A 25,793-nucleotide genomic window follows, 5' to 3' on the forward strand; every position below is an offset into this window, starting at 1 on the left:
GTTTATACTTGCAATGCTTTTTCTTCCGGATTGCCATACCACCGCTTCCGCAGCCAGAACGCCACGTTCACCAGGGCGATCAGGGCGGGTACTTCCACCAACGGGCCGATCACGCCGGCAAATGCCTGTCCGCTGTTGATGCCGAACACACCGATGGCTACGGCGATCGCCAGCTCGAAGTTGTTACCCGCCGCCGTAAAGGCGATGGAGGCGTTTTTCGAGTAGTCGGCGCCGAGGGATTTACCTATGAACATGCTCACGAGGAACATGATAGCGAAGTAAATGGCGAGCGGGATGGCGATGCGTACCACGTCCATCGGGATTTGTACGATCAGTTCACCTTTCAGGCTGAACATCACCACGATGGTGAACAGCAGCGCGATGAGGGTGATCGGGGAAATCACGGGAACGAATTGCTCCTGGAACCATTTTTCCCCTTTCCAGCGGATCAGCGCGAAGCGGCTAATGATGCCGGCGGCAAAAGGAATACCCAAGTAGATGGCCACGCTTTCCGCGATCTGCCCGATCGTGATATTCACTTCCAGTCCTTTCATCCCGAACACGGGCGGCAGCACGGTGATGAAGAACCATGCGTATACGCTGTACAACAGCACCTGGAATACGCTGTTCAGGGCCACGAGCCCGGCGGCATATTCGCGGTTGCCTTCCGCCAGTTCGTTCCACACGATCACCATGGCGATGCAGCGGGCCAGCCCAATCAGGATCAGCCCGATCATGTATTCCGGATAGCCGTGCAGGAAGAGTACCGCCAGGCCGAACATCAGCACGGGGCCGATCACCCAGTTAAGTAGCAGGGATGCGCCGAGGATCTTCGTATTGCGAAACACTTCGCCCATTTTACCGTAGTTCACCTTTGCCAGCGGCGGGTACATCATGAGGATGAGGCCGATCGCCAGCGGGATGTTGGTGGTACCGGTCGAGAAGGAATTGATGAAGTCGGCGCTGGACGGGATGAAATACCCGATGCCGACGCCTGCCGCCATAGCGAGGAAAATCCAAAGGGTGAGGTAACGGTCGAGAAACCCCAGGCGTTTGCGGCCAGCAGCCGGTGTGCAATCATTTGCAGACATATGGATCTAATACTTGTCGTTGATGAATGGGTGAATTAGCAACATCCGGAACCAGGTGTGCAGCAGCTCTCCACCGGTTTTTCCGCGTAAACGGTAATGCTGAATATGCCTGCCTGTTGTGACTTGAAACCGGCCAGTTCTTCCGGAGTGAGGTATTTTTCGAGAATATCGTCAGGGATGATGATGGCTTTTTCCTTCTGGATGGTGATGTGCTGGAAGCCGTTCTGCGCGATCAGCTCGAGGTATACTTCTTTCGGGCTGGCGCCGGATACGCAGCCTGCGTACATTTCAGCAGCTTCTTTCAGGGAAGCGGGAAGGTTGCCGGTGAGCACCACATCGGAGATGCTGAAGTGGCCGCCGGGCTTCAGGACGCGGAAGATTTCAGAGAAGACGCCGTTTTTGTTGGGCACCAGGTTCAGGACGCAGTTGCTCACGATGACGTCGGCCACGTTATCGCTCACGGGCATCTGTTCGATGTCGCCCTGGCGGAACTCGACGTTGTGGAAGCCGCGGACTTCCGCATTGTGGCGGGCCTTGGCGATCATGGCGTCGGTGAAGTCGATCCCGATCACTTTGCCGGATTCGCCGGTTTCTGCGCGGGCGATGAAAGCGTCGTTCCCGGCGCCGGAGCCCAGGTCGATCACCACGTTGCCGGGTTGGATCTTTGCGAATTGCGTGGGGAGGCCACAACCGAGGCCGAGGTCGGCGTCTGCGTTATAGCCTTCGAGCTGGGTGTAGTCTTCGCTCATGATGTTATATACTTCATCGGAGCAGCAGGAGGCGCCGCAGCAGGAGGAGGCGTTGGTATCTTTATCCTGCAGGGCAATGTTGCCGTATTTCTCGCGGACGAGGTCTTTCAGTTCTTGATCTGTAGGCATTGTAATAAGTTGTTCGTATAATTGCAATATTGCGATGCATTAGGGCAAAAAAATATTAGCAGCAACTGCCCTCGGAAATGCTGCTATCGAAGAATTTGTCGAAAAGGTTACGGTATTGCATCCAGGTTTTCGGGTTGATGCAGTAGCAGATGGAGGTACCTTCCACGGTGCCCTGGATCAGCCCTACGGCTTTCAGCTCTTTGAGGTGCTGGGAGATCGTTGCCTGTGCGAGGCCGAGCTCTTCTACCAGATCGCCGCCGATGCAGGCGTTGATCTTCACGAGATGCTGCAAAATGGCGATGCGGGCGGGGTGCGCCAGTGCTTTTGCCATGTTGGCGATGTCGTTTTGCTGTTTGGTGAATAGATCGGTCTTGGTAGCTCCCATAATATTGCAATATTACGATGGATTGATAATACAACCCAAATTTATTTTCGTGTATCGAATGAATTCCAGCCTAAGCAACGCTCGTTTTTATGAAGACAGCCTCGATGTTTTTTTTACTTTTCTTATTATCGACCCCGATATTTCAAAAGACAAAAATCAATTGCTGCATGAAAAAATGCCGGATAAAATCGAATTAAAACTTTTGCAGCTCGGGATGCAGTATCATACACCTTGCTTTTTTCTGCAACTGAAATTTGCTGTCCGGAATGGTTCAGGAAGAACCGTTTCAGTCCCTACGAGTCGATGCAGACAAACCTTTCGAAGTAAAGGAGCGACACCAGATCTGGATATTCTCGTGTCACCTTTTTTGCGACCATTTAGAGTGGTTTGACAAGGATCAACAACACCCTTAAAAAAGCGAAAAGCCGCGCCGATCATGCGATCTGCGCGGCTTTAGTTTTGTAGACTTTCGTCTCTGTGATCCCTATGGTACAAAACTCGAAACTTTTCATCTATGATTTGCATAAATTATCTGAAAAGTGACAAATATTCACATTTTTAGCATAATCAAGCCTCAGGGGCAGTCCGTAAAATAGGCATCGTCAGCATGGAGCGCATCCCCCTTGATTTCCATCCTCAAAAACCGGACTTTTGAACAAAGTATATTTGGACTTTTGAACAAAGTCGCCCATTCCACGGCAAAGTAATTTTGTTTCATCATCAACGATTAAAAAATCACTATCATGAAACAAAACAATTACCAGGGCGCATTGCACCCCCTTTACATTCAGGTTTCCATGACGCATCCACAACGGCAGATGTTATTGAGGGCATTGACCTTACCGGGAAAATTGCCATCGTAACCGGCGGCAATACTGGCATCGGGCCGGCCGCTGCACCTGCTCATCAACAACGCCGGCATTATGTGATCGGCCACAAATTCAATTGCTAATCTTAAATTCCTGAAAAATGAAATCATTAACATCAAAAATAGCCGTTGTTACCGGCGGCAACAGCGGAATCGGATACGCCACGGCGAAAAAACTTTCCGAAAACGGCGCTAAAGTCATTATTACCGGCCGGAGAAAAGAAGCGGTGGAGAATGCCGCAATGGACCTGGGGGTGGATTGGGCGCTTGCAGATCAGGCCAGCCTTTCAGACATAGACCGCCTCGTGGCTGAGGTTTCAGAGAATTTCGGCAAGGTCGATATCCTGCTCATTAATGCCGGTATCACCAAGTTTTCACTGATAGAACATACGTCGGAAGGGCTTTTCGATGAAATGATGGACGTGAATTTCAAAGGCGCCTATTTCACGTTAAGCAAATTCATTCCCATCCTGAATGATCACGCCTCCGTCGTGTTCTTATCGTCTACTTCAGCCACTATTTCCCCTAAAAGCGCGTCGGTATACGCAGCCAGCAAAGCAGCCATCAATGCCCTAGTGAAAATTGCGGCGCTGGAGTTAGCGCCCCGGAAGATCCGCGTCAACGCCGTGAGCCCGGGGCCTGTGGCCACAGAGATAATGCACAAAATCGGACTGGATTGCCAGCTGGAAGAACAACTGATCGGCTCCATCCCATTATCCCGCCTCGGGAAGCCCGACGAGGTGGCGGATATGGTCTCCTTTCTCTCGGGCAACAACGCAGCCTTTATTACAGGTTCCAATTTCCTGGTAGACGGTGGCCAATCGGTCTGACGAAAAATCAGCCGATTCTTGTTATTTTTAGTGTAGCAGATCTGCAAAACCAATAATGACAAGTTCTTCTAATCTGATATCATGTTCGGGCACCACATGCTGGTTTGGTTCATTTCGGGCGAAACCAAGATCGTTCAGGCAGATGCCACCTACTTTTCCGGAAGGGAGACATTTTCCTCATACCCCGTAATCAACTGACAACGATAATTAATTATCCTAAAGACCTGCAGCCGCATAAAACGGTGGTCATGCATTTAACGGTGGAAAGATTGCGGCGCTTTTATGCATCGCATCCCTACCAACCACAAGACATGCGATCACAGCACTTACCGGAGGATATCGCGTCTTTGAAAATCACAGAAGCTATTAGCATTCTACGGACGATCGATAGTAGCGTAGACAAAGTGCTGGCTAATTTCGAAGAACCTGGAAAGATCGACCTCGCTGATTTCATGGAGAAGAATTTCATGTTCAACATGCCGCTGGAGAAATTCGGTTACCTGAAAAATTCATAGATAAAATATCGAATAGAAAAAGGCTTCAAAACGAAGACGTTCTGAAGCCTTTTTTATTCCTGTGATCCCGCTGGGACTCGAACCCAGGGCCCATACATTAAAAGTGTATTGCTCTACCAACTGAGCTACGGAATCATCCCGTTTCGTTTGGGATTGCAAAGATAGGAATTTATTTATTCGCTCCAAACTTTCACATGAAAAAATTTTCACAACTCGCTCATCCTCACTTGCGGCGCACGTTAAAGCTCGTAATTTCCTGAATTAGCTGAGCCCGCCCTTTCTCCGGACGGTCAAGGAATACATGATGCGTGCCCTCAGGCAACGTCACGAACTGCTTGCGTGGACTGTTCACCAACCGGAGCTGCAACGCCAGCAAGTCCTGCTGCCGGCTCCAGTTGTCATACTTCCCGCGGATGTAGAGCACCGGGATGTGAATGTCTTTCGCATGCCACTGGCCACGGCCCTGCGCGGTATAAAACGCCTCGGCCCGGTATCCCCCCGGAACCGCCAGGATGCTGTCTTCATAAAAACCAACGGCCGTCTTACCGTAAAGCTCCGCCAGCGCAGGATCGCGCCACAGCGCTTTGTTGCTGTCGGGAATGCTGCGGTCCCAGCTGTCGAGCAGTTGAGCACGGGTAGCGCGGCGCAAAACCGGCGTAGACGCATAATTGAATTGCGAAGTATCGAGCGGGGAACGGAAGTAGTCGGTAAAATCCCAGGGCGCCTTTTCGTTGTACAAACTGTTCAGCATGATCAGCGAAGACACGCGGTTGGGATAGATGCAGGAATAATATCCCATCCACTGCCCACCGGTAGCCCAGCCGAAAAGCGTCACCTGCTTCACGCCGAGGCGCTCGCGGATGAAATCCACCACTGCATTGATGTCATGGGAAACTTCGGCAGATGATCCGGTGATCGTCCAGCGGCGAAGCGTATCGTAATCGGGGCGGGTAGAAGACTCCCAGCCACGGGCGTCCATTATGAATACATGCTGTCCTTCCCTGGCAAGGTCTTCCGCGAGGGAACCGCCGGCAATGGGCAAGTCGAACGAAGCCACCGCACCGGAACCTCCGCCGTGCAACATCAGGATCGGCGGCTTGCGGCTGCGCTTCTTCACGGTGATCTCCCTGACGAAGATCTTCACGCCGGGGTCGCTGTCTATCATAAAATCCTCACGATGCACCGTCTGGCCAAAAGCCAGCGAGGGTAACAGCAAGGTTATTACGAGCAAGGTTCTCCACATAAGTTTTTCTGAGGTTCCGCTGCAAAAATACTATAAATTGCGCGTATGACGGACACGTATATCCGCCGCGCCATGGAAGCCGATCTTCCGGCGCTGGCCGCACTCGAGCACCAAACCTTCGCCGACGCGTTCCGCGAACATTATCCACCTGTCGATTTCGAAACATTCCTGCGCGATCATAAAAGCCCTGCCGCAGTGGAGAAAGCGTTCCGGCAGGAGGGGACCGAGTATTACGTCACCACCGACGATCATCAACTCACCGGCTTCATCCAGCTGAACTTCAATAAACAGCCCGACAACGGCACCCTCTTGCCCGAGCCGGCCTGCGAGATCGAGAAAATCTATGTGGCCCGGGCCGGTCAGAACCGCGGCCTCGGTCAACAGCTCCTCCGCTTCGCGGAAAAAACAGCGCGGGAGCGGAACGTGCGCACACTGTGGCTCGGCGTCTGGGAACACAATCCCCGCGCCAGGGCGCTCTACGAACGCGAAGGGTTCTCCGCCTTCGGGGAACACGCCTTCGTGGTAGGCTCCCGCCGCGACCGCGATCTCCTCCTCGGCAAAGTGCTCCCGTCCATCGGTTAAAATTCTACCACCATCCGGTAAAAATATCCAACCCGAATCCCGCAATTTATCCGAACTTGCCATTGTGCAATCGTTTGCATTAAAACTGAATTCCATGAGAAAAACTGTCCTCCTGATGGCCGCACTGCTCGGCGCACAGGGTCTTTCAGCGCAACAAACCGATAAAAACGCCCGGATGCAATGGTGGCGAGAAGCCCGCTTCGGTATGTTCATCCACTGGGGCGTGTACGCCGTGCCCGCCGGCACCTACAACGGATTCCCCATGAACCGCGGCGGCGGAGAATGGATCATGAACCGCAGCAAAATCCCCGTGGCAGAATACCAGGCCTACGCAAAACAATTCAATCCCACGAAATACGACGCCGAACAATGGGTAAAAATGGCGAAAGACGCCGGGATGAAGTATATCGTTATCACCGCCAAGCACCACGACGGGTTCGCGCTCTTCGATTCCAAAGCCAGCGAATGGGACATCGCCGATGCCACGCCTTATAAAAAAGACCTCCTCAAACCCCTCGCCGAAGCCTGCCGCAAACATGGCATCAAGCTGGGGTTCTACTACAGCCAGGCGCAGGACTGGAATAATCCCGGCGGCTCGGTGGCAAGAAAGGAAATGCGGGAAGGATGGCCGAACCCGGACTCCAGCCGCATCGACGCCTATACGAAAGCACACACCGGCCACTGGGACCCCGCACAGGAAACGAAAACCTTCCAGCAATATATCGACGCTGTGGCCGTGCCCCAGGTAAAGGAGCTCCTCGCCAATTACGGCGATGTGGCCGTGCTCTGGTGGGATACGCCTACGAATATGACCGACGAAGCCGCGCAAAAACTCCAGGCCGCCCTTGCCGCCCAGCCCAATATCATCACCAACGACCGCCTCAAACGGCCCAACTTCCCCGGCGATTACAAAACGCCGGAGCAGAAAATCCCCAACCTCAGCGAGCTCGACGGTACCGACTGGGAAACCTGCATGACGATGAATGGCACCTGGGGCTATAAAAGCTACGATCACAAATGGAAATCCGTGGAAACGATGGTCCGCAACCTGGTAGACATCGCCTCAAAAGGCGGGAACTACCTGCTGAACATCGGCCCTATGGCCGACGGCAGCTTCCCCGAGCCCAGCATCGCAAGCCTGAAAGGAATAGGGGAGTGGATGAAAGTCAACGGCGAAGCGATCTACGGCACTCAAGGCAACCCGCTGCCCACCCAGAAATGGGGACGGATCACCCGGAAACGTAACGGTAACGGCACCACGCTCTACCTTTCCGTGTTCGATTGGCCGGCCGATGGGCAACTGCTGGTAGAAGGCCTCACTGCGAAGATCTCCAAAGGCAGCATCCTGGGCGCCAAAGGCAAGGTAACGGCCGCGTCCAATGGTGCCGGCACCACGGTTTCCATACCGGCGAAAGGCACCAACGCCATCGCAACCGTCGTAAAACTGGATGTGGAAGGAATTTTATAGCAGATATTGTTTTATCCGGAAAATTGATTTTACTTTGTATTGCAAAGTGAAAAGAATGGGAGGCAACTCCCTTCTTTTTGATCTAATCACTTTGAATTACAAAGTACTTTTCAAATGGAAAATAGCCTATCCCTTCAACAACGACTTACAGATCACCGTTATCTCGGTTTCTTTTCCCTGCTGGTATTCAGCTTGTTCTCGTTTTTTATCGGGAATACTTTCGACCTGGATGGGGATGAAACCTGGTTTTCCTTATTCCTCATCCACGCCGGCCTTGCCATCCTTTGTTTGATCGGGTATATCACCCTGAAAAAAGACTACCCATTTAAAAAAGATGTAGGCACCATTATCTTACTGCTGGCCCTTATCAGTTGCTACGCCCTCAACCGGGAAATGGACATTTTCATGGAATCCGTACCCTGGATGGCCGTTTTGCTGCTGATTTCCGGTGCCGCGTTGCTACTGTTGCGTTATGCAGACCTGATGCCGCGTTGGGCGCGTGTTTTACTAGGTTTCACAACCGGCATTTCATCCGTTTTATTCGCGTACCTCGCCATTTACCTGATTCCGCTATACGGCATCGCCATAGCAGGGATACTCATGCTGGGCATAGGCCTTCATGCGTTCGTGCCCGCATTCCTCCTGTATCATACCATCTCCGCCATAAGAAGCCTGAAGCTTGGAAAGCCCGCTCTCGCGGGAGCGGTGCTTTCCCTTATTATTATCGTTGTTTTCTGCGTGAAATATGCCGCTGTCGTGAACGACATTAATCGTGTATATAACCGGAAAACGGTGGAAGGGAAAGACGATCTTCCCGCATGGGTGGAAACCTCCCGCCAGGTAGTGCCGGGCTTCGTCGCTGATAGGGTATTGAAAACAGGGCTTATCTACAGCTCCCCGGAACTCAGGAACGATGTTTTCGGTTACGGGATGTTCATGCGTGATAGAATGGGTAGTTGTCACGACCCATTGGTAACTACGGCCCAGTTGTTCGCACAAGAACTCGCGCCCGATAAAACCGACCGGTACAAAATCCTCGAAGCCCTCTACGATGGCCGGCACGATCAGCAAGACCGGCTTTGGTCGGGCGATGACCTGTCTACCCGCTACATCCATACCCAAATCCAGCTCTGGCCCGAACAACACCTGGCCTACACAGAAAAATCATTGACCGTTTTCAATCAAAGCAACTGGCGGACGGAAGAAGGCATCTACTCCTTCGAGCTGCCGGAAGGCGGCGTCGTCACCTCGCTTTCGCTATGGATCAACGGAAAAGAGGAAAAAGCCGTGCTCACCACCAAAGAAAAAGCCGACTCCGCCTACAAAACCATCGTGGGAAGGGAAGCCCGTGACCCGTCGCTCGTCCGCTGGCAAGAGGGGAACATCGTTTCGGTACGTGTTTTTCCCGTTAACCCGCAAGATAAACGCGTCTTCAAAATAGGCGTCACCGCTCCGCTGAAATCGGAGAACGGGAAAATGGTGTACGAAAACATCGCCTTCAAAGGCCCGGATTTCCGCAGCGCCACCGAATTCATTTCCATCGGCAACCTCGGCCAGAAACTCCTTGCCCGCAAGCCCGCCGGATTCGACCGCACGGAAGGCCGACTGGAAAGGGAAGGGGCCTACCGGCCCAACTGGCGGCTCGAAATGGAAGACACGCCCCTGCGGCCCAGCACCTTCACGTTCAACGGTAACGCATACACGATCATGCCGTACGAGACACAGCGTTCCACCGTAGCCACTTCTGCCATTTACCTCGATATCAACCATGCCTGGACTTACGGAGACGTCCGCCGCATCATCGACATGTCTGCCAACCTGCCGGTACGCGTGTTTTCCAACGGCCAATTTACCGACCTTCCGAAAAATAACTTCCAGGCATACATCGCGCCTCTCCAACGCCACCGTTTCAGCCTCTTCCCGTTCCACCGGCTGCCAGACCCGGCCGGCGCACTGGTGGTCATCAAAAGCGCGGAAACCTCGCCCATGCTCTCCGACCTGGAAGGCAGCGCATTCCGGCAGAAACTCTCCGAAAAGCTCGCCGATCCGCAGTTTCCCAAAATCCGGCTATACGACTTCGGCGGCCGCTTTTCCCCGTACCTGGCCAGCCTCCGCGCTTCCCGCGCTTTCCGGTACGAAAAAGGCACGCAGGAACAATTGCGGGAACTGCTGAACAAGGGGATTTTCGCGGACGACCCCGAAACGCCCGACAGGGTGGTGATCCACGAAGCCAAAGCCGCTATCGTGCGGCAGGCCGACAGCGCCGCCGCCGGTACGGGCCCCGATCATCTCATGCGGCTTTTCGCCTACAACCACATCCTCCAGCAAACGGGCAAAGGCCTCATCACGGGCAGCGAAGGGCAGGAAAATCTCATAGCGGAAGCCAAAGAAGCTTACGTGGTATCGCCCATCAGCAGCCTCGTGGTGCTGGAAACGAAGCAGGACTACGAGCGTTTCGATATCAAAGATTCCGGGAACAGCCTGCGCAACGCGGCGCTGAACGATTCCGGCAGCGTGCCCGAACCGCATGAATGGGCGCTCATCATCATCGCAATTTTATCCGTTTACCTATACCTCAACCGCCGCAGATGGACCGTCTTCAACGCTTAATACCCGCTTTGATCTGGACGGCCCTTTACGCCGGCATCGCGCTGTTTGCCCTGGATGATTATATGGAGTGGGGCTCCAACGGGTTTATCCTCGGCGCGGCGACGGTGCCGGTCGTACTGCGGGCGGATGCGGCCGATAAATGCAGCCTGCGCTATTTCTACGCCGCCCTGGCCTGCTGTGTGCTGGCCTGGATGGTGCCTGCCAAAACGCTGTTGTTCGCCACCATCGTACTGGCGATGTGCTTTTTGGCCGACAGCTTTTTCGGCAGGATCAACGCGCTGCCCATGCTCGCGCTCATGCTCATGGCGCCGGTATTCCAGTACCTGACCAACATTTTTACCTTTCCTATCCGCCTCCACCTCACTCGCCTTGCCGGCGGCATTTTGCGGCTGGCAGGGCGGGAAGTGGCTACAGAAGGCAACGTGCTCGTTCTGAGCGGCACGGAATTTTCTGTAGACCCCGCGTGCATGGGCCTCAGGATGATGGTAACGGCGCTCCTCTGCGGGATCGCGGCGGTGGGCATCGCACAGCGGAAACTGGGAAAGAGATTATCGTGGTGGATGTTGGGCGCCTGGCTCGGGTTCATCCTGTTGCTGAACATCGGCAGCAACCTCTTCCGGATCGTACTGCTCGTACAGTTCAGCATCCCGCCGGAAAACTACCTGCACGATGTAGTAGGGCTCCTCTGCCTGGGGATGTACGTCCTCATTCCCGTGTTCTTCCTGGCGCCAAGACTGGTGGCCCGTTTCGGCAAAACGCCCTTGGAACGGATGCCCGAAAAAACGCAGCATCCGCGGTACGTTGTGCTGCAGGCCCACCTTTCCCTCGCCGCATGCATCTTTCTGCTGGCTTATAAAATTTCATTGCCGAAGGAAGCGATAGCCGCGCAAACGCCCGCTGTTGCCGGGTTTACCGTGAGCGCACTGCAAAACGGCGTCACGAAAATGGAGCGCAACGGCGTGCTGGTGTACATCAAGAAAATCAAGGATTGTTATTATACAGACCATCATCCCACCATTTGCTGGCAGGGGAGTGGGTTCGCTTTCCGGAAAGTGAAGGAGGAACAGATCGCCGGGATGACGCTTTTCACCGGCACGCTCGAAAAAGGGAAAGAGCGGCTCTACACCGCCTGGTGGTATGATAACGGTTCGCTGCAAACCGTTTCGCAATTCGAATGGAGATGGAACGCCCTCAGCACCAGGAGCTCCTTTTCACTCGTCAACGTAACGGCATCCAGCCGCGAAACCCTCGCCGCCGAAATCTTACGCATGCGCAAAGATGGCACCGTCCGCCACGCGATGGGAATGCCCTGATGCCTCAGGGTACGCGGGCTGCGGGGTCTTGCTTGAATATCTCGCTGAGCAACCGGTACAGTTCCGGATGATGCGCCTGCATGCTGTCCGGCTTCTCGAAGAAATATTCGGACACCACCGCCAAAAACTCGCTCTGGTTCATGGCCGCGTACGGATTGATGTCGCTATGCCCTGACTCGATCCTGCGGATCTCTTCATGCATCACCTGCAACCACGGAAGGCTCGTCACATTCCGCAACAACGATTCCGGCAGGCCGTCTACATAACCATCGGTCTTGTCGACCAAATGCACGAACTCATGAATAGCGGTATTGCTTTGCCCGCCGTGCTCGGAAAAGCCCGTCCGCAGCGCGCTGCGCGACAGCAGCATTTGTCCGTTCAAATGCCCGCTGCCCACCATGCCGAGGATATTGCGGCGGTCGCCCTCGAACTGGAAATGCTCGTCGAACGTATCGGGATAGAGAATAATATTGGTAAGATTACGGTATTTCCACCCGGGAAAGCTGAAGATGGGAATAACGGCGCTCGCGGCGATGAGGACCTTGTCCAGATCTTCCACCGGCGTACCCACGCCTTCGATCGTTACATGCCCGAGAAAGGATTCCACTTCGGAAACGAACCGCTGCTGTTCGGGTTCAGTGAGCTGGCGATAATAGCGGACATGCTCCTGGAGCATGCCGGCGGTATCTGTGGGAACGGCGCTTTTCGCGGATTTTTTCGGGCGGTAAAACCACCAGAAAAGGAAAAGGATCACCGCCACGGGGATCAAAACGGGTAACATCTTCCCAATTTCGTAATTAAAAGCCATTTGGAACAATTTTCGAAGGTAATTTGTTTTTAATTACGAACAATCAACTGACCCATACATGCCCCGCTGGTTAAGAATCATGCTTATCTCCGCCGGTAGCCTCCTGGTGCTGGTTATCGTGCTCTGGCTCGTGCTTGCGCTCGTCATCCGCAGCAGGAAGGCCAGCATCCTCGCCGATATCAGTCAACAGCTCAGCGAACGCCTCAACGGAGACCTCACCATCAAAGACATGGAGCCCTCGCTCGTGCGCAGCTTCCCGCAGATTTCCGTGACGCTCAAAGACGTGACGCTCAAAGACAGTCTTTTCGACCGCCACGGCCACGCCCTGCTGCAACTGAAGGAAGTGTACGTGAAGGTCAACACTTTCGCGCTCATCCGCAAACGGGTATCCATCCGCGAAGTCAGCCTCGAGAACGGCGACATATACCTGTACACCGACAGTCTCGGCTACTCGAACGGCTACCTGCTGAAGGGCCGGGAAAAGAAAGACACGTCCGCCGCCCGGAAACCCACGCCCGTCATCGCCGAGTTTTCGCTGGAAAATGTCCGCTTCACGCTGGAAAACCAGCAGAAATGGAAATACTTCAAATTTGACGTAAAGCGCCTCGAAGGCCGGATGCACGAAACCGATTCCGGCTGGCAAGCCCGCATCGATCCGCAAATCCTCATCCAGGACATGCAATTCAACACCACCAAAGGCAGCTACGCGAAGAACAAAACGCTGACCGGGCCGCTGGACCTCACTTTCATCTCCTACAATAAAATGCTCCGCATCGCGCAGCAAACGATCCGGTTCGATCAGCAGCCCGTGCTGCTGGAAGGCGCGTTCATCTTTTCGGAAGCGCCGCCCGCTTTCCGGCTCAACATCAAGGCGGCCGGCATTCCGTTCAAATTCGCGTCCACGCTCGTGACGCCGAACATCACCGCCAAACTTTCACCCATCGATTTCGAAAAGCCGCTGGACGTGGAAGCCGAAATCCGCGGCCACATGAAATTCCGCGACACGCCTTATGTGCGCGTGGCCTGGGTGGTGCGCGACAACCGGTTGACCGGCGCCAATCTCGCCCTCGACAAGGTCAATTTCGATGGTGCGTTCCTCAACGAACTGGTGCCCGGCCAGGGCCACAACGACGCCAATTCCCGGTTGAGCGTATACCGTTTTTCGGCGGATTATGAAAGCATTCCCGTAACGGCCGACACGATACGCGTCATCAATCTCCAGAAGCCCTTGCTCACGGGGCGTTTCCGGTCGAATTTCCCGCTCACCCGCCTCACAAACGCGCTCGATCCGCACCTGTTCGAGTTTACCGCCGGGAATGCCGCGCTGGATCTCCAATACGCCGGTTCCTGGGATGCGAAAGATACAGTGGCCGGCGCCCTGGAAGGTACCGTTTCCATCAGCGACGGCGCTTTTACCTATGTTCCGCGGAACCTGACCGTGCGCGATTGCCACGCCACGCTGGCGTTCACGCAGGGGCATCTGTACCTCCGCGGCATCCGGGCGCAGTCGGGCGCCAGCAGGGTAGAGATGGACGGAAGTATCCTCAATATCCTCAACCTGTATTTTTCCGCGCCGGAAAAGATCGTGCTGAACTGGAACGTCCGCAGTCCGCTCATCAACCTCAACGAATTCCAATCCTTTTTCGGCCGACGCGGCAAACATAAATCACACGCGCAGACGCGCCAGCAGAAGCATATGCGGGCACGGTTCGTGCGGCAGCTCGACACGATGCTCGAGGCCTCCAGCGTGCATATGCAGGTGACCGTAGACAAGGTGCGCTACCGGAAATTCAATGCCAGCAACGTGCGGGCGGATGTGCAGATGGGGCAGGACGGCGTGCGTTTCAATAAAGTGGGCCTCAACGCCATGGGCGGGCAAATGCAGCTGAGCGGCGCTATCCTCCAGCAGCCGAAGGGCGACCGCTTCAACCTCGACGCCGATATCCGGCAGGTGCAGGTAGACCAGCTGTTTTATGCGTTCGAGAATTTCGGGCAAGACGGGATCACGGCGCAGAACCTCCGCGGCGTGTTTTCCGCGAAAGCGAAGCTGACGGGCGGGATGAAGGAAGACATCAGCATCCAGCCGCATTCCATGAACGGCTCCGTGTCTTTCAACCTCAACCGCGGTGCCCTGCTGGATTTCAAGCCGCTGGTAAACGTCGGGAAATTCATCTTCCGCAAGCGCGATATGAGCAACATTACGTTCGACAACATCCGCAATACCCTCGACATCCGCGGCAACAAGATCTACATCCATCCCATGCTCATCGCCTCCAGCGTGCTGAACATCGAAGTGGAAGGGACGTACGGCATTCCGAAGGGTACGGACATCAAGCTGAAAGTCCCGCTCCGCAATCCGAAGAAAGACGAACTGGTGACAGACGCCGATGAACTGCGGAAACGCCGCAAAAGCGGCATCGTGGTGAACCTGCATGCGGTAGACGGAGACGATGGAAAGGTAAAGCTGAAACTTGGGAAGGGAGACTGACCCCGGAATGAGGAAATTCGGCCCCGCCGGCTTCCGGCCGCTCAGAGAAAGACATACGGAACTGTTTTTGCAGGATATTGACTTTGTGCAAACTGATAAAAACAAGCATCATGGAAAAGCAATCGCTGCAAAACAAGAAAGTGGCCGTACTCGTGGCTAACGGGTTTGAGGAATCCGAATTCACCGAGCCCGTGAAAGCCTTGAAAAACGCCGGCGCCGCGGTGACGGTAGTGTCGCTGAAACCCGGGAAAGTGAAAGCCTGGGCCGAAAAAGACTGGGGCGGTGAATATGAAGTGAACGATACGGTAGACAAGGTTTCTTCAGAATCATTCGACGCGCTCGTTTTGCCCGGTGGCGTCATGAACCCCGACCTGCTGCGCGTGAACGACGATGCGGTACGTTTCGTGAAAGGGTTCGTGGAAGAAGCCAAGCCCATCGCCGCCATCTGCCACGGGCCATGGACGCTCATCGAGGCGGGAGCGGTGAATGGCCGGAAAATGACTTCCTATCCTTCCATCAAAACCGATCTCATCAATGCAGGAGCGGATTGGCAGGACAAGGAAGTGGTGACCGACAACGGGATCGTGACCAGCCGCAGCCCGAAAGACCTGCCGGCATTCTGCGCCAAAATGGTGGAAGAGATCGCCGAAGGGCAGCACCTCACGCGGAACCGGGGTGTACATCAGCTGGGTTAACATGCCCGGATCACCAGCCGCGCGAACACTGCCGTTATCTCAGGTGTTATAACGACAGTACTTTTCTTCACAAACAAGCTTATGCATCAAAATAACAACCGCCCGCGCGCGGGCATGCTGTACGAAAAATCGACCGTCATCAATGTTTCCAAAACAGGCCGGATCCTTTCATCGGCCGCCGGCGCCTCGTTGATTTACCTGGCGCTTTCCGGCATGAAGCAATCGCCCGTCAAAAACATCGGGAAACTGCTGGTGGGCGGGTACCTCCTGTACCGGGGGCTTTCCGGCAATTGCCCCATCACCGCGGCAATAGACGATGAGCAGCGGCCCAGACACGCCCGCGCCGTCAATATCCGCACGTCTATGATCGTGGAACGCCCGCGGGGCGAAGTGTACGCGTATTGGCGCCAACTCAGCAACCTGCCGCTTTTCATGGCGCATCTCGACGACGTGGAGGTGCTCGATAACAGGCATTCCCACTGGACGATCAAGCTGGCCGGCAACATGAAGCTGGAGTGGGACGCCGAGATCACTGAAGACAAGCCCGGCGAAGAACTGGCCTGGCGCTCGCTGGAAGGCGCGGAAATCGCCAACGCCGGCAAAGTGCGCTTCCGGGATACGGAAAACGGCGGCACGGAAATCCTCGTCACATTCACCTACCGCCCACCCGCCGGATTCGTGGGAGCCGGGCTGGCAAGGCTGATGAACCCTGCATTCGCGCAACTGGTGCGTCATGATATCATCCGTTTCAAACAGCACCTCGAAGGGGTGCCCACGCCCGACAATTCGGGCCGCGGATAGCTCACAAGCAAATCTCCGGATCACTAACCCAAACGAAAATGGCTGTTCCCAACCTGGAAACAGCCATTTTCATGTAATCCCGAACATCCTGTATGCTATGGCCTAAAAGTCCGGAAAGTATCGGGCCGCGGGTTGTTGGACGTATCCTCGCGCTCTTTCCGGTCCTTTCTCTTTTTCTTTTCCTTTTTTGGTGTGGTATCGCCCGGTTCCATGGGAACGGTGTCTGTCCAATGAACATAAGGCGTGGATCCGGTAGCGCTGGAAAGTCGGCCGGAGGCGCTCCATGCTTGGGTCATCGCTACCACCACGAAGGCGATGATGAGGCTCAGGGGAGTGATCGTCGATTTCATGTGCGTGAAGTTTACTGGTTATCAATAATATATGGTTAGTAGATTTTGTATTCGCGGATAAAGCTTTCCCATTCCTCATCTTCCAGCAATTCATCGTCAGCGCGGGGCCGGCTGCGATCGCTATCGTCTTTTTCAATGAAAGCTTCGGCCTGGGGGTCTTCCGGCCATCTTTCCTCTTCGCCGCCGGGGCGGAAGTCTGTATTGAGCGGATTGTTCCTTGCAGGCGCCTGTCCGTCCTGCCATTTATTTTTCTTTTGCATGGTATAACGGTTTTGGTGATGAACGATATCGGGTAAAAACCGTCAAATACCGATCCATGCGCATCGGCCGTCAACAGCAGGAAAAGATAGGGAAGGAGTGGTACAGAGTGGGTAATTGGTGCAACTGGCGGGGAATCAGGGTAATAGTTGTTTTTGCCGAAGGGCGTCCAACAGCTTTGATATCAGCTGGTGGCGGGATTTGTTGAACGAAACATCTGTCTGGTTGCTGATCCACAACGAAACCATGAGTTTAAGGCTGTTCCCTTCGATGTTCTCGAACCAGACTTCCGGCGGTTTGCGGACGCCGCCGGTCTTGAGCTGATTTACCACGCCCATGGCCGTTTTCACGATATCGTCGAGCGCCGGCGCGGGATCTTTGGCGAAGGGGATGAGCAGGTGCAGTTCTATTTTCCGTTCGGTGGTGAGGGAATGGTTGATGATGGGTTTCTGGAAGATGTCTTTGTTGGGGATGATGAGGTGCTGCCCGTCAGACGTGCGCATGGTCGTGGAGCGGAACTGGATGTTTTCCACCGTGCCCGTGAACCCGTTTGTTTCGATGACGTGCCCGGTATCGAAGGGTTTACGGAAGGTGATGTAAATGCCGGAAATAAAGTTGGACGTGAGGTCCTGGAACGCGAACCCCAACGCCAGGCCGATGATGCCCGCTCCCGCCAGCAGGGAGGATACGGCTTTGTCCAGCTTCAGTACTTCCAGCGCCGTGAACAGCCCGATAGCGAAAATGATGAAATAAGTAACCCCGGCGAAAAGGTTGCTGAGCGCCTGTTTGTGAGACAGCCGGCAGGAGAGCTTGTATACCAGGTTCCTGGCCAGTTTCGCCAGCAGGTAGAAAACGAGGAAAATAACGACGGCCAGCGCCAGGTTGGGGAGCATGTTGATGGCGGCCTGGCCCCATCGCTGGAGTTTTTCGAGGATAAGTTGTGTCCATTCCATGTGGATGGAATTACAAATACTGCACCATTGCGAAAAACCCGGCATTTAAAAGGCCCGCCCCCTTGCCGGGAACGGGCCTGCCCTTGATTCCCGGCGTCACCGACCGGGAAAATTCGTCTGGTTATGGAAACTGGATATCAGTCCGTTAGAAACGACCGGCCACACCGAGCTTGATCCAGGTTACGTCGTATCCCAGTTCGGAATACACGCCGAAACTGGGTGTGAAGAAGTAACGGGCGCCGGCGATGAAGCCTACGTGGAAATCGGTGTCTTTGGATTTGAAGTTCGCGTCGCCGTAATCCCCGGTACCGCCGCTCACCTTGCTGGACCAGAAGCGCGCGCCGAGCTGGAGGGCGCCGTACAGGTCGAGCTTTTCGATCTTGATCAGTTCGGAATTGAGGTGGTACGCACCGCGCAGGGCGATCACGGAGTTGGAATATTTCCATTTGCGGGAAGCTTCCACGTCTTCGTAATCAAAAAAATGATCGGTGTACTTCACGCTGCGGTAAGAAGCGGTGATCCCTGCGCCGAAGTAACCCGGGCCTACCTTGTAAGGCAAAATTCTTTCGTAGGTGAAATTCAACGTGGGCATGCCTTTGGCGCCCGAGGCGTAATCGAGGGTGTTACCGAATCCGATGCCGGCCTGGATAATGTTCTTCTTGTCTTGTGCACTGGCACCTCCGATGATGCCGCAGAGCAAAAGGGCGGTAAAAATTCTCTTCATGTTTGAAATAAATGGTTTAATGAATTGACGTTTTTGGGATTACGGCTGCAAAAATATCATAGTGCGGGGCGTGATGTCTCGGTAGACGTACCTATTTTTGAAATTGAGTACTTCCCGCAGTTTTCCCCGGGCCGCTACGCAGATACACTGCGCACGATGCAGTATATTTGCCGTATGTACGCGATCGTAGACATTGAAACCACCGGCGGGCACGCCAGCGCAGGGAAGATCACCGAGGTAGCCATTTTTTTGCATGACGGCATGCAGATCACCGGCCGTTACGAGACCCTGGTGAACCCGGGCATCCCCATCCCCCGGTACATCCAGGCGCTGACCGGTATTACGGACGAGATGGTGGAAAGCGCCCCGCTTTTCGAAGATATCGCCGAGCATATTTTCAACCTCCTCCAGGGCCAGATTTTCATCGCGCACAACGTCAACTTCGACTATTCGTTCCTCCGCCACGAGCTTGGCCATTGCGGCTACAAGCTCCAGGCGAAAAAGCTCTGCACCGTGCGGCTCAGCCGCAAAGTATTCCCCGGTTTTCCGTCGTACAGCCTGGGGAACCTGTGCCGCCAGCTGAATATCGGTATCGTGAACCGCCACCGCGCTTCGGGAGACGCCAGCGCCACCGTCCGACTCTTCGAACTGCTGCTCGCGGCAGACAAGCTGGGGGCCATCGCGCAGGCGCTCAATGCCCGTTCGAAAGACAAATGGCTGCCGCTGCACCTTTCACAGGATTATGTAGACGATCTGCCTGGCACGCCCGGGGTGTATTATTTCCATAATGAAAAGGGAAAGGTAGTCTATGTGGGAAAGGCGAGGAACATCCGCAAAAGGGTCACCAGCCATTTCACGGGGAACAGCGCCGGCCGGCAACGCCAGGAATTCCTTCGCAACATTCACAGCATCACTTTCGAAAAAACCGGAACGGAATTGATGGCCTTCATCCTGGAATCCATCGAGATCCGCCGGTTGTGGCCGCAATACAACAATGCACAGAAGCGCGTCGAATCGAAATTCGGATTTTATACTTTCGAAGACCAGCAAGGCTACCTGCGCCTGGCCATCGAAAAAAGAAGGAAATACACGACGCCCGTTTTTGCCTTCAACCTCCTGGCCGAAGGCCACAGCCTGCTCCGGCAGCTCATCCGGGAATTCAAGCTGTGCCCGAAGCTTTGCTTCCTGCAAACCAGTCCCGATCCCTGTACCGGCATGGCCGACAAAACCTGCAAAGGCGCCTGCGAGAAAAAGGAGAAACCGGACAAATACAATAAACGCGTGCTGGAAGCCATCGGCCACCTGCAATCCCAACAGCCGTCGTTCCTCATTCTCGACGCCGGCCGCCAGGCCACCGAGCAAAGCTGTATCCTCATGGAAAAAGGGAAATTCTACGGGATGGGGTACGTTCCCCGCGACGTAGCCGTTTCCGATACCGCCATGCTGAAAGACTGGCTGACGCAATACCCTGAAAACGAATTCATTCTCAATCTGTTACGAACTTACGCGAATAATAACGCGGGACGGTTGGTGCAGGTACCTGCATAACCTGAAATTATAAACACCAATGGCCACCGGAAATGCATTCAACGCTCCGGTGGCCATCGTTTTTTATTGCAATTCTCTTTTTATCAGTTTGCGGCCAACTCCCGCCATCCCGCAGCTTTCTTCTCCGCGATGGCCTTATCCATTTCCTTCTCCGCGTCCGCTTCGTTGATGCAGGTTTTCACTTCGATCTGCCCCTTCGTCCCGGATTTACCGTGGCGGATAAAGAGCTTCGGGCCGGTAGCCGTAATTTCCCAGAACTTCTCCTGTTTGCCTTCGCCTGTCAGCAGGCGGACCGTCCCCTCGGGCAACGCATCTTCCTTCACCACCGCATTCCCGTTGGCCTGCGCTTGCTTGCCCAGCCGCTTCATAATATCCTCCACCACTTTTTCCGGCTCGGACAGCCAGTCTTTCGCGTACACCGTTATCGTCCGCCAGCCGAAAGTCTCCATCACGGCGGGCCGCTGGTAATATTGTTCGAGCACATTGTCGTGCTGGTACCATGCTTCGTCGTCTACCTGGATCCCCAGCGCATATTGCGCATCGTCGGGTTTGGATTTCACCGCCAGCGAGCACCGGAACCCGCTCTGGCCCACCTGTTCGGCAACGGTCAGGCCTTCTTTTTCCAGGGCTTCGCGGATTTCCTGGAGCACAACGGTATCGCCGCTGCGGAAACGGCCCTGCGGACGGGCGGTCGTGAGCCCGTCGAGCACCAGTCTGGCCTGTTTCATATTGCCCGTGCTCACCTGCTCGGCATATTGGAGGAAGCGCGACAGGAAGTTGGCGCCGGGGTTGTAGAGATTGGTGATCTGGCCATGGCGGATAGAGCTTACGATGGCCATGTGCCGCCTCGCGCGGCTAAAGATCACGTTCAGCCGTTTTTCACCGCCTTTCTTATTGATCGGCCCGAAATGCATCGACATTTTGCCGCGGGGATCGGGGGCGTAGCATACGCTCATGATGATGATGTCTCGCTCATCGCCCTGCACGTTTTCGAGGTTTTTCACGAAAAGCCCCGTGAACTGGCCGTTTTCGGTGCGGGCCATGGCCTCGTCGAGCAGATCATCGAACGCAGGGTCCTGTTCCGCCAAAGCATCGAGCGCGGCGTTGATGGCGCTTTGCTGTTCCTGGCTGAAGGCCACGATCCCGATGCTGTCTTTGGTCCGCTTGCCCAGCAATTCCCGCACCAGGTGGGCGATGTAGCCGGCTTCGGCCATATTGCCGCGTTTGGCGTAGACACCTTGTGGAATATGATGGTAGCTGATGCTGCGGTCGAAAATGGCTTTGATATTGAACATGGCGTCCGACGGCTGTGCCACGCTGATCGGCTGGCGTTGTGCGGCGTGCTCGCTGCGATCGGGGATCGTGAGGAGCGCGGCATCGTAAAACGCGTGGTTGCTGTAGCTGATCAGTGTTTCGAAATGACTACGGTAGTGCCAGCCGAGAAGATAGCTGTTCATTTTGCGGGCGCCCTGGGTGAGGAGGCTGTCTGCATCCGCGCTGAGGATATCGTCGTCTACAGGGTCGGCGCCGAGATCGTCGGGGTCGCCGGTGCGGGCGGAGAAGAAATCGGTCGGCGGCATTTGTTTTTCGTCGCCCACGATGATGGTCTGCGGCGCGCGATAGAGCGCCGGTACGCCTTCTTCCAGTGTGATCTGCGAGGCTTCGTCGAAAATAACGGCGTCGAAGAAAGGCTGATCGAGGGGGAAGGCGTCGCTTACGCTGAGGGGGCTCATGAGCCACACGGGCTTGAGATCGAGCAGCACGCGGCCGCTGGCGCGGGAACAAAGTTCGCGGATGCTTTTGAAGCGCATGCTTTTCGAAAATTCGTTCTCGAGGATGCGGCGCCCATCCATATAGGCTTCATCGGCTTTCTGGCTGCGCTGCACGTTTTCGAGGAACTGCCGGCGGATGTTGGCGCGGATGTACGCCGCGTTGAGTTGCAGCAGTTCGCCGTAGCAATGCTTTACCGTGCCCACGGCCTGTTCCACGTTGTGCGCGCCTGCCTGCGCGAAAGCTTTGTTGGAGCGGTACAGCTGGCGGAGCGATTTCCCGGCCATGCCGGCTTCCAGCTCCCCGGGCGACCAGGGCAGTTTACGCAGGGCCGATTTAAAATCGCCCGGCAATGCGGTATAGTTACCCAGCACGGGAAGCAATTCTTCGAGAGCGGGGGCGTTGAGACGGATGGATTCCAGCAGGTCGGTCAGTTCGCCGAAAGGCTGGGGGGCCGGGTCGGCGAGGGTTTGGGCGAGGAGGGTTTCCAGTTTGAGGAGGGGTTCCTGCAATGCCGCGAGGTTACGCACGGTTTCGGCGGCTTGCGGGTGATGGAGGAGATATTGGAGCGAGGGCTCGTGCAGTTTCCCACGCAGCCTTTCCACCGCCAGCCATGTCATTTCCAGCTGGGAAATGCGGTAATCCGATTCGAGGGATTGCCGGGCGCGGGAGGCCGTTGCCGCCGCTTCGTATTCGTGTTGCAGTTGTTCGAGTATGAAAACGGCGGACGGAGGCACCGCCCGGGCAGCAAAATCATATTGCGCACGCAGCGTCCTGTTCAGCCGGCGCCATCTTCCGGACAAAAACCGCCAGAAAGAATCCTCGTGCCGGCGCGCCACTTCCAGCCCCGCAACCGTATCTTCCACCGACAATTTCTGCCGCCAGCCCGTATTCTGCGCCGCGGCTTCCTCCGCCGATCTTTGCAATCCCTTCACTTCCGCGAACCGCATTTCGAACGCCTGCGCATCGGGGTTCGACGGGTCCACCAACCGCAAAAGCCCTGCACTTGCCAGGGGCAACAGCAACGTGGCCTGGAGCACCAGCGCCTTCAGCTCGCTCAACCGGGAAGCATGCTCCCTGGCCGATTGCAGCGTTTCCAACAGCGCCAGCGCATCTGTCGTCAATTGTTTCAGCAAGCCGATGGGCTGCGGCGACGCAAACACCGATTCGTTCACCCGGCTCAGCGGGTGACTGGCGAACACCGGCTCGGCGCCCGTTTCTTCCAGCGCCTGCCCCAACTGTTCCACCACATTCCCGAACTGCAACCACTGCAGATACCCGGGCACGATTTCTTCTGTTTCCGCGTCGGTGGCGGGGATCAGCGGTTTGAGCGACAACAGCCGCTCGATGAGCGTCCGCACCGGAACGCCCGCGGATTCGGTTTCATCGGCATGCGTATCGTGGAACTCCTGCAACAATTGCAACTGCCGGCGCAGGTTGTGCAGCAGCGCGTCGCGGCGGAGGGTGATCGTGTGAAGGTCTGTGTCCGGTTTGAGGGCGGCTTCGTAACTCTGCTTAAGGTCTTTGATGAAGGCGCGCTTGTCGCCCTGACTGTCATGTATATACGAACACAAATCCGAAAGCCCCTGTTGTTGCAGGCGATGGAAAACCACGTCGAGCGCGGCGCGTTTTTCGCAAACGAACAGCACTTTCTTCCCGCGCGCCACGAAATCTGCGATGAGATTCGTGATCGTCTGGCTCTTGCCCGTTCCCGGAGGGCCTTGAATGATATAGCTTTCGCCTTTCCGCGCCTGCAGGATGGCCCGCGTTTGGGTAGGATCGGCCTGTATGACGTGGAACCATTCTTCGGGCAGGGCAGGCAGTTCCGTTTCTTCCGCCAGCGGCCGCGGATGGTCGCTGAAGAGATGGTCGAACACGCCATGCCGGTGCCGCTGCTCGATGGCGGCGTTGTAATCGCGCACCAGGCTCATTTTCTTGTAGTTGAAATTCCCCAGCACCACCTGGCAGGCGTCGAACTCCCAGCGATAAGGGTTCGCTTCGGCTTCCGCCCATTCGAACAATTCCTTTTCGGTGACTTCGTCCGGTTCTGCCGGCGCGTCTTTCGGCTTCGGCACTTCCGCGCCGCTGGTCTTTTTCCGGTATTGCTCGGCGGTTTCGCGCGCTTCCTTGTAAATGAGGCGGATGCGGGGTTTGCGGAGATATTGCAGCACGATGCCGCGGTTGGCGCCCTCCACCTGCCGGCGGATGTGCTCGCAGAACACTTCGGGCGACATATCCTCCAAATCCACACTGTCCGGCAATTCGATGCCGAACAGCTCCTGCAGACGGTTCGCCAGCACGGGGTTCACTTCGGCGTTGTTATCGGTCACGGTCAGCACGTATTGATCGCCGCCGGTCTGTTTTTTCTTTTTCAGTTCCACGGGCAGCAACAGCAGGGGACTGTGGATGCTTTCCTGCGGGTCTTCGGCCAGGTTGTGCCATTTCAGGAAAGCCACTACCAGCTTGAGTTGCGAGAAACCGAATTCCTGCACGTCGCGCTGCGCCTCCAGCCTGATCTTGTTCAGCACGGCGGGCAGATAGGGATGGTCTTCGAAACGGAGGTATTTATTGAGGGACAGGTCGCCCATGGCCACCACTTTCGATTCGATATCCGCGTTCCAGGTAAACAGCAGTTCCGGCCGGATGCTCTGGTGGTGCAGTACCATGGGCACGCTGCCGAAAGTGAGGTTGGCGAAACGGGAATTGGCCTTGTAGAACAGCAGGCGGTTGCGGCGACTGATATCGAACAGCCGGTTGCGGAGTTTATGGAGGATGAATTGCTGCTTCTCGCTGCGGTCGTGCGTAACCCAGCCGGCTACCTGCGCGAGGTCGGTCTGTTTTTCGGGATCGAAGTCGCGGTAGTTTTCGAGCCGGTGGATGGCTTCGCGCAGATCGGGCGTTCTATTGCCGCGCTCCAGTTCCGTCATTTCGGTGATGAGGGTGCCGAGGGCGGGATGGAGGTTTTTATGGAGGAGGGGGCGCTCGCGCTGCGCCACGAGGGTTTGCAAAGTTTCCGGATCGTGCAGGTCGAGCCCCAGTGCGAGGCTGGCCAGCACGAGGCCGAGCACGAAAATATCGGTCTGTTCGTCGTGATGCCCCAGCAACAATTCGTAGCTGTCGAATCCCGGGATGTAAGCGGCATGGCGGAGCGGTTTATCCGTATCCGTATGTACGCGTAGCGATTGTGCCGCCTGGCCTTCGGGTAGCCGCACTTTATCGATCACTTCGAAGTTGGGGTTATGCCCGTTGAAGAGGGCGTCTACCTTATCGGCGGCATCCTGTGGCGGGAGGGCGCCTTCCGGGTTGAGCCGGAGGGTGCGGGCCGTAGCCTGGATGGCGGATTCGGGGCCGAAGGGAGCCACGAGGCCTTCGTCGTGCAATGCCTGTACGTCGCGGAAAAGCGGGAGTACGGCCGCGATAACGTCGTCTGTGGTGTATGGTCCGTGCTGGAAGGCAGTTTGCAGGAACTGCCGGAATGAGATCATCGTCAAGGTAAAAAATTAAACGCCGGGGCCGGGGGTTCGGTTTCCGGCCGCCCAAAATTACCAATTTCCTCCGCCGCCTCAAACCGAAATCGCCTTCATTTTCCGCTTCGATGTCGAATATTTCGTTCTC

At 55.6% G+C, this 25,793-nt stretch carries 21 protein-coding genes and 1 tRNA gene; 11 read left to right on the top strand and 11 right to left on the bottom strand.

All coding sequences use genetic code 11. From position 1 onward, the window contains the following. Positions 1 to 2: 2 nt before the first annotated feature. The 3 genes from arsB to WJU22_RS19025 are packed head-to-tail and all read right to left on the bottom strand — an operon-like array spanning position 3 to position 2,354. A complete protein-coding gene (gene arsB, locus WJU22_RS19015; protein ID WP_341839750.1) occupies positions 3 to 1,091 on the bottom strand; it encodes an ACR3 family arsenite efflux transporter in 1,089 nt (362 codons plus the stop codon). A 35-nt stretch (positions 1,092 to 1,126) separates the two neighbouring features. Next, a complete protein-coding gene (locus WJU22_RS19020; protein WP_341839751.1) occupies positions 1,127 to 1,969 on the bottom strand; it encodes an arsenite methyltransferase in 843 nt (280 codons plus the stop codon). A 55-nt stretch (positions 1,970 to 2,024) separates the two neighbouring features. After that, positions 2,025 to 2,354, bottom strand: a complete 330-nt coding sequence (locus WJU22_RS19025; RefSeq protein ID WP_341839752.1) for a metalloregulator ArsR/SmtB family transcription factor — start codon at positions 2,352 to 2,354, stop codon at positions 2,025 to 2,027. Between the two features lie 58 nt (positions 2,355 to 2,412). On the opposite strand from WJU22_RS19025, the gene WJU22_RS19030 reads away from it, so the two are divergent. From WJU22_RS19030 to WJU22_RS19040, 3 genes are all read left to right on the top strand, one after another. Beyond that, a complete protein-coding gene (locus tag WJU22_RS19030) occupies positions 2,413 to 2,745 on the top strand; it encodes a hypothetical protein (RefSeq protein WP_341839753.1) in 333 nt (110 codons plus the stop codon). 578 nt (positions 2,746 to 3,323) lie between these two features. After that, complete coding sequence (locus WJU22_RS19035; protein WP_341839754.1) at positions 3,324 to 4,052, top strand: SDR family NAD(P)-dependent oxidoreductase; 729 nt, start codon at positions 3,324 to 3,326, stop codon at positions 4,050 to 4,052. Positions 4,053 to 4,363: 311 nt separating this feature from the next. Then, positions 4,364 to 4,567, top strand: coding sequence for a hypothetical protein (locus tag WJU22_RS19040; RefSeq protein ID WP_341839755.1), 204 nt, complete (start codon positions 4,364 to 4,366; stop codon positions 4,565 to 4,567). A gap of 62 nt (positions 4,568 to 4,629) precedes the next feature. Here the strand turns inward: WJU22_RS19040 and WJU22_RS19045 are convergent. Beyond that, positions 4,630 to 4,702: transfer RNA gene (locus WJU22_RS19045), tRNA-Lys, on the bottom strand. Between the two features lie 88 nt (positions 4,703 to 4,790). Next, positions 4,791 to 5,810, bottom strand: a complete 1,020-nt coding sequence (locus tag WJU22_RS19050) for an alpha/beta hydrolase (RefSeq protein ID WP_341839756.1) — start codon at positions 5,808 to 5,810, stop codon at positions 4,791 to 4,793. A 45-nt stretch (positions 5,811 to 5,855) separates the two neighbouring features. Between WJU22_RS19050 and WJU22_RS19055 the strand changes: the two genes are divergently transcribed. The 4 genes from WJU22_RS19055 (at position 5,856) to xrtN (ending at position 11,783) form a co-directional block, all read left to right on the top strand. Then, a complete protein-coding gene (locus WJU22_RS19055; RefSeq protein ID WP_341839757.1) occupies positions 5,856 to 6,392 on the top strand; it encodes a GNAT family N-acetyltransferase in 537 nt (178 codons plus the stop codon). 94 nt (positions 6,393 to 6,486) lie between these two features. Next, a complete protein-coding gene (locus WJU22_RS19060; RefSeq protein WP_341839758.1) occupies positions 6,487 to 7,860 on the top strand; it encodes an alpha-L-fucosidase in 1,374 nt (457 codons plus the stop codon). A 114-nt stretch (positions 7,861 to 7,974) separates the two neighbouring features. Beyond that, positions 7,975 to 10,470 carry an XrtN system VIT domain-containing protein gene (locus WJU22_RS19065; protein ID WP_341839759.1) on the top strand — a complete coding sequence of 832 codons (2,496 nt, stop codon included), beginning with the start codon at positions 7,975 to 7,977 and terminating at the stop codon, positions 10,468 to 10,470. Next, positions 10,449 to 11,783, top strand: coding sequence for an exosortase N (gene xrtN, locus WJU22_RS19070; RefSeq protein WP_341839760.1), 1,335 nt, complete (start codon positions 10,449 to 10,451; stop codon positions 11,781 to 11,783). The genes WJU22_RS19065 and xrtN overlap by 22 nt, the downstream gene beginning before the upstream one ends. Before the next feature lie 4 nt (positions 11,784 to 11,787). Here the strand turns inward: xrtN and WJU22_RS19075 are convergent, their stop codons facing one another. Further along, on the bottom strand, positions 11,788 to 12,564 hold the full coding sequence (locus tag WJU22_RS19075) for a M90 family metallopeptidase (RefSeq protein WP_341839761.1): 777 nt from the start codon (positions 12,562 to 12,564) through the stop codon (positions 11,788 to 11,790). Between the two features lie 106 nt (positions 12,565 to 12,670). Here WJU22_RS19075 and WJU22_RS19080 point away from each other — a divergent pair, with 106 nt between their 5' ends. The 3 genes from WJU22_RS19080 (at position 12,671) to WJU22_RS19090 (ending at position 16,575) form a co-directional block, all read left to right on the top strand. Beyond that, on the top strand, positions 12,671 to 15,079 hold the full coding sequence (locus tag WJU22_RS19080) for an AsmA family protein (RefSeq protein ID WP_341839762.1): 2,409 nt from the start codon (positions 12,671 to 12,673) through the stop codon (positions 15,077 to 15,079). 110 nt (positions 15,080 to 15,189) lie between these two features. Next, positions 15,190 to 15,774, top strand: a complete 585-nt coding sequence (locus tag WJU22_RS19085; RefSeq protein WP_341839763.1) for a type 1 glutamine amidotransferase domain-containing protein — start codon at positions 15,190 to 15,192, stop codon at positions 15,772 to 15,774. Between the two features lie 81 nt (positions 15,775 to 15,855). Continuing rightward, positions 15,856 to 16,575 carry an SRPBCC family protein gene (locus WJU22_RS19090; RefSeq protein WP_341839764.1) on the top strand — a complete coding sequence of 240 codons (720 nt, stop codon included), beginning with the start codon at positions 15,856 to 15,858 and terminating at the stop codon, positions 16,573 to 16,575. A gap of 95 nt (positions 16,576 to 16,670) precedes the next feature. Here WJU22_RS19090 and WJU22_RS19095 read toward each other — a convergent pair whose 3' ends face one another. From WJU22_RS19095 to WJU22_RS19110, 4 genes are all read right to left on the bottom strand, one after another. Next, on the bottom strand, positions 16,671 to 16,925 hold the full coding sequence (locus WJU22_RS19095; protein WP_341839765.1) for a hypothetical protein: 255 nt from the start codon (positions 16,923 to 16,925) through the stop codon (positions 16,671 to 16,673). Positions 16,926 to 16,960: 35 nt separating this feature from the next. Next, positions 16,961 to 17,185, bottom strand: a complete 225-nt coding sequence (locus tag WJU22_RS19100) for a hypothetical protein (RefSeq protein WP_341839766.1) — start codon at positions 17,183 to 17,185, stop codon at positions 16,961 to 16,963. Between the two features lie 135 nt (positions 17,186 to 17,320). Next, positions 17,321 to 18,136: a mechanosensitive ion channel gene (locus tag WJU22_RS19105; protein WP_341839767.1), complete on the bottom strand. Its 816-nt coding sequence runs from the start codon at positions 18,134 to 18,136 to the stop codon at positions 17,321 to 17,323. Between the two features lie 145 nt (positions 18,137 to 18,281). Continuing rightward, on the bottom strand, positions 18,282 to 18,860 hold the full coding sequence (locus WJU22_RS19110; protein ID WP_341839768.1) for an outer membrane beta-barrel protein: 579 nt from the start codon (positions 18,858 to 18,860) through the stop codon (positions 18,282 to 18,284). Between the two features lie 174 nt (positions 18,861 to 19,034). Between WJU22_RS19110 and WJU22_RS19115 the strand changes: the two genes are divergently transcribed. Continuing rightward, positions 19,035 to 20,408, top strand: coding sequence for an exonuclease domain-containing protein (locus WJU22_RS19115; RefSeq protein WP_341839769.1), 1,374 nt, complete (start codon positions 19,035 to 19,037; stop codon positions 20,406 to 20,408). An 83-nt stretch (positions 20,409 to 20,491) separates the two neighbouring features. Here the strand turns inward: WJU22_RS19115 and WJU22_RS19120 are convergent, their stop codons facing one another. Then, a complete protein-coding gene (locus WJU22_RS19120) occupies positions 20,492 to 25,663 on the bottom strand; it encodes an AAA domain-containing protein (protein WP_341843785.1) in 5,172 nt (1,723 codons plus the stop codon). Positions 25,664 to 25,793 lie beyond the last annotated feature (130 nt).

Source organism: Chitinophaga caseinilytica, from assembly GCF_038396765.1.
Taxonomy (GTDB): Bacteria; Bacteroidota; Bacteroidia; order Chitinophagales; family Chitinophagaceae; genus Chitinophaga; species Chitinophaga caseinilytica.

Bases quoted from the DNA above. Each gene is read 5' to 3' on its own strand.
- WJU22_RS19105 (WP_341839767.1), bottom strand. From the start codon at position 18,136: ATGGAATGGACACAACTTATCCTCGAAAAACTCCAGCGATGGGGCCAG.
- arsB (WP_341839750.1), bottom strand. From the start codon at position 1,091: ATGTCTGCAAATGATTGCACACCGGCTGCTGGCCGCAAACGCCTGGGG.
- WJU22_RS19080 (WP_341839762.1), top strand. From the start codon at position 12,671: ATGCTTATCTCCGCCGGTAGCCTCCTGGTGCTGGTTATCGTGCTCTGG.
- WJU22_RS19075 (WP_341839761.1), bottom strand. From the start codon at position 12,564: ATGTTACCCGTTTTGATCCCCGTGGCGGTGATCCTTTTCCTTTTCTGG.
- WJU22_RS19025 (WP_341839752.1), bottom strand. From the start codon at position 2,354: ATGGGAGCTACCAAGACCGATCTATTCACCAAACAGCAAAACGACATC.
- WJU22_RS19120 (WP_341843785.1), bottom strand. From the start codon at position 25,663: ATGATCTCATTCCGGCAGTTCCTGCAAACTGCCTTCCAGCACGGACCA.
- WJU22_RS19095 (WP_341839765.1), bottom strand. From the start codon at position 16,925: ATGAAATCGACGATCACTCCCCTGAGCCTCATCATCGCCTTCGTGGTG.
- WJU22_RS19020 (WP_341839751.1), bottom strand. From the start codon at position 1,969: ATGCCTACAGATCAAGAACTGAAAGACCTCGTCCGCGAGAAATACGGC.
- WJU22_RS19035 (WP_341839754.1), top strand. From the start codon at position 3,324: ATGAAATCATTAACATCAAAAATAGCCGTTGTTACCGGCGGCAACAGC.
- WJU22_RS19060 (WP_341839758.1), top strand. From the start codon at position 6,487: ATGAGAAAAACTGTCCTCCTGATGGCCGCACTGCTCGGCGCACAGGGT.
- WJU22_RS19085 (WP_341839763.1), top strand. From the start codon at position 15,190: ATGGAAAAGCAATCGCTGCAAAACAAGAAAGTGGCCGTACTCGTGGCT.
- WJU22_RS19100 (WP_341839766.1), bottom strand. From the start codon at position 17,185: ATGCAAAAGAAAAATAAATGGCAGGACGGACAGGCGCCTGCAAGGAAC.
- WJU22_RS19090 (WP_341839764.1), top strand. From the start codon at position 15,856: ATGCATCAAAATAACAACCGCCCGCGCGCGGGCATGCTGTACGAAAAA.
- WJU22_RS19040 (WP_341839755.1), top strand. From the start codon at position 4,364: ATGCGATCACAGCACTTACCGGAGGATATCGCGTCTTTGAAAATCACA.
- WJU22_RS19055 (WP_341839757.1), top strand. From the start codon at position 5,856: ATGACGGACACGTATATCCGCCGCGCCATGGAAGCCGATCTTCCGGCG.
- xrtN (WP_341839760.1), top strand. From the start codon at position 10,449: ATGGACCGTCTTCAACGCTTAATACCCGCTTTGATCTGGACGGCCCTT.
- WJU22_RS19110 (WP_341839768.1), bottom strand. From the start codon at position 18,860: ATGAAGAGAATTTTTACCGCCCTTTTGCTCTGCGGCATCATCGGAGGT.
- WJU22_RS19050 (WP_341839756.1), bottom strand. From the start codon at position 5,810: ATGTGGAGAACCTTGCTCGTAATAACCTTGCTGTTACCCTCGCTGGCT.
- WJU22_RS19030 (WP_341839753.1), top strand. From the start codon at position 2,413: ATGAATTCCAGCCTAAGCAACGCTCGTTTTTATGAAGACAGCCTCGAT.
- WJU22_RS19115 (WP_341839769.1), top strand. From the start codon at position 19,035: ATGTACGCGATCGTAGACATTGAAACCACCGGCGGGCACGCCAGCGCA.
- WJU22_RS19065 (WP_341839759.1), top strand. From the start codon at position 7,975: ATGGAAAATAGCCTATCCCTTCAACAACGACTTACAGATCACCGTTAT.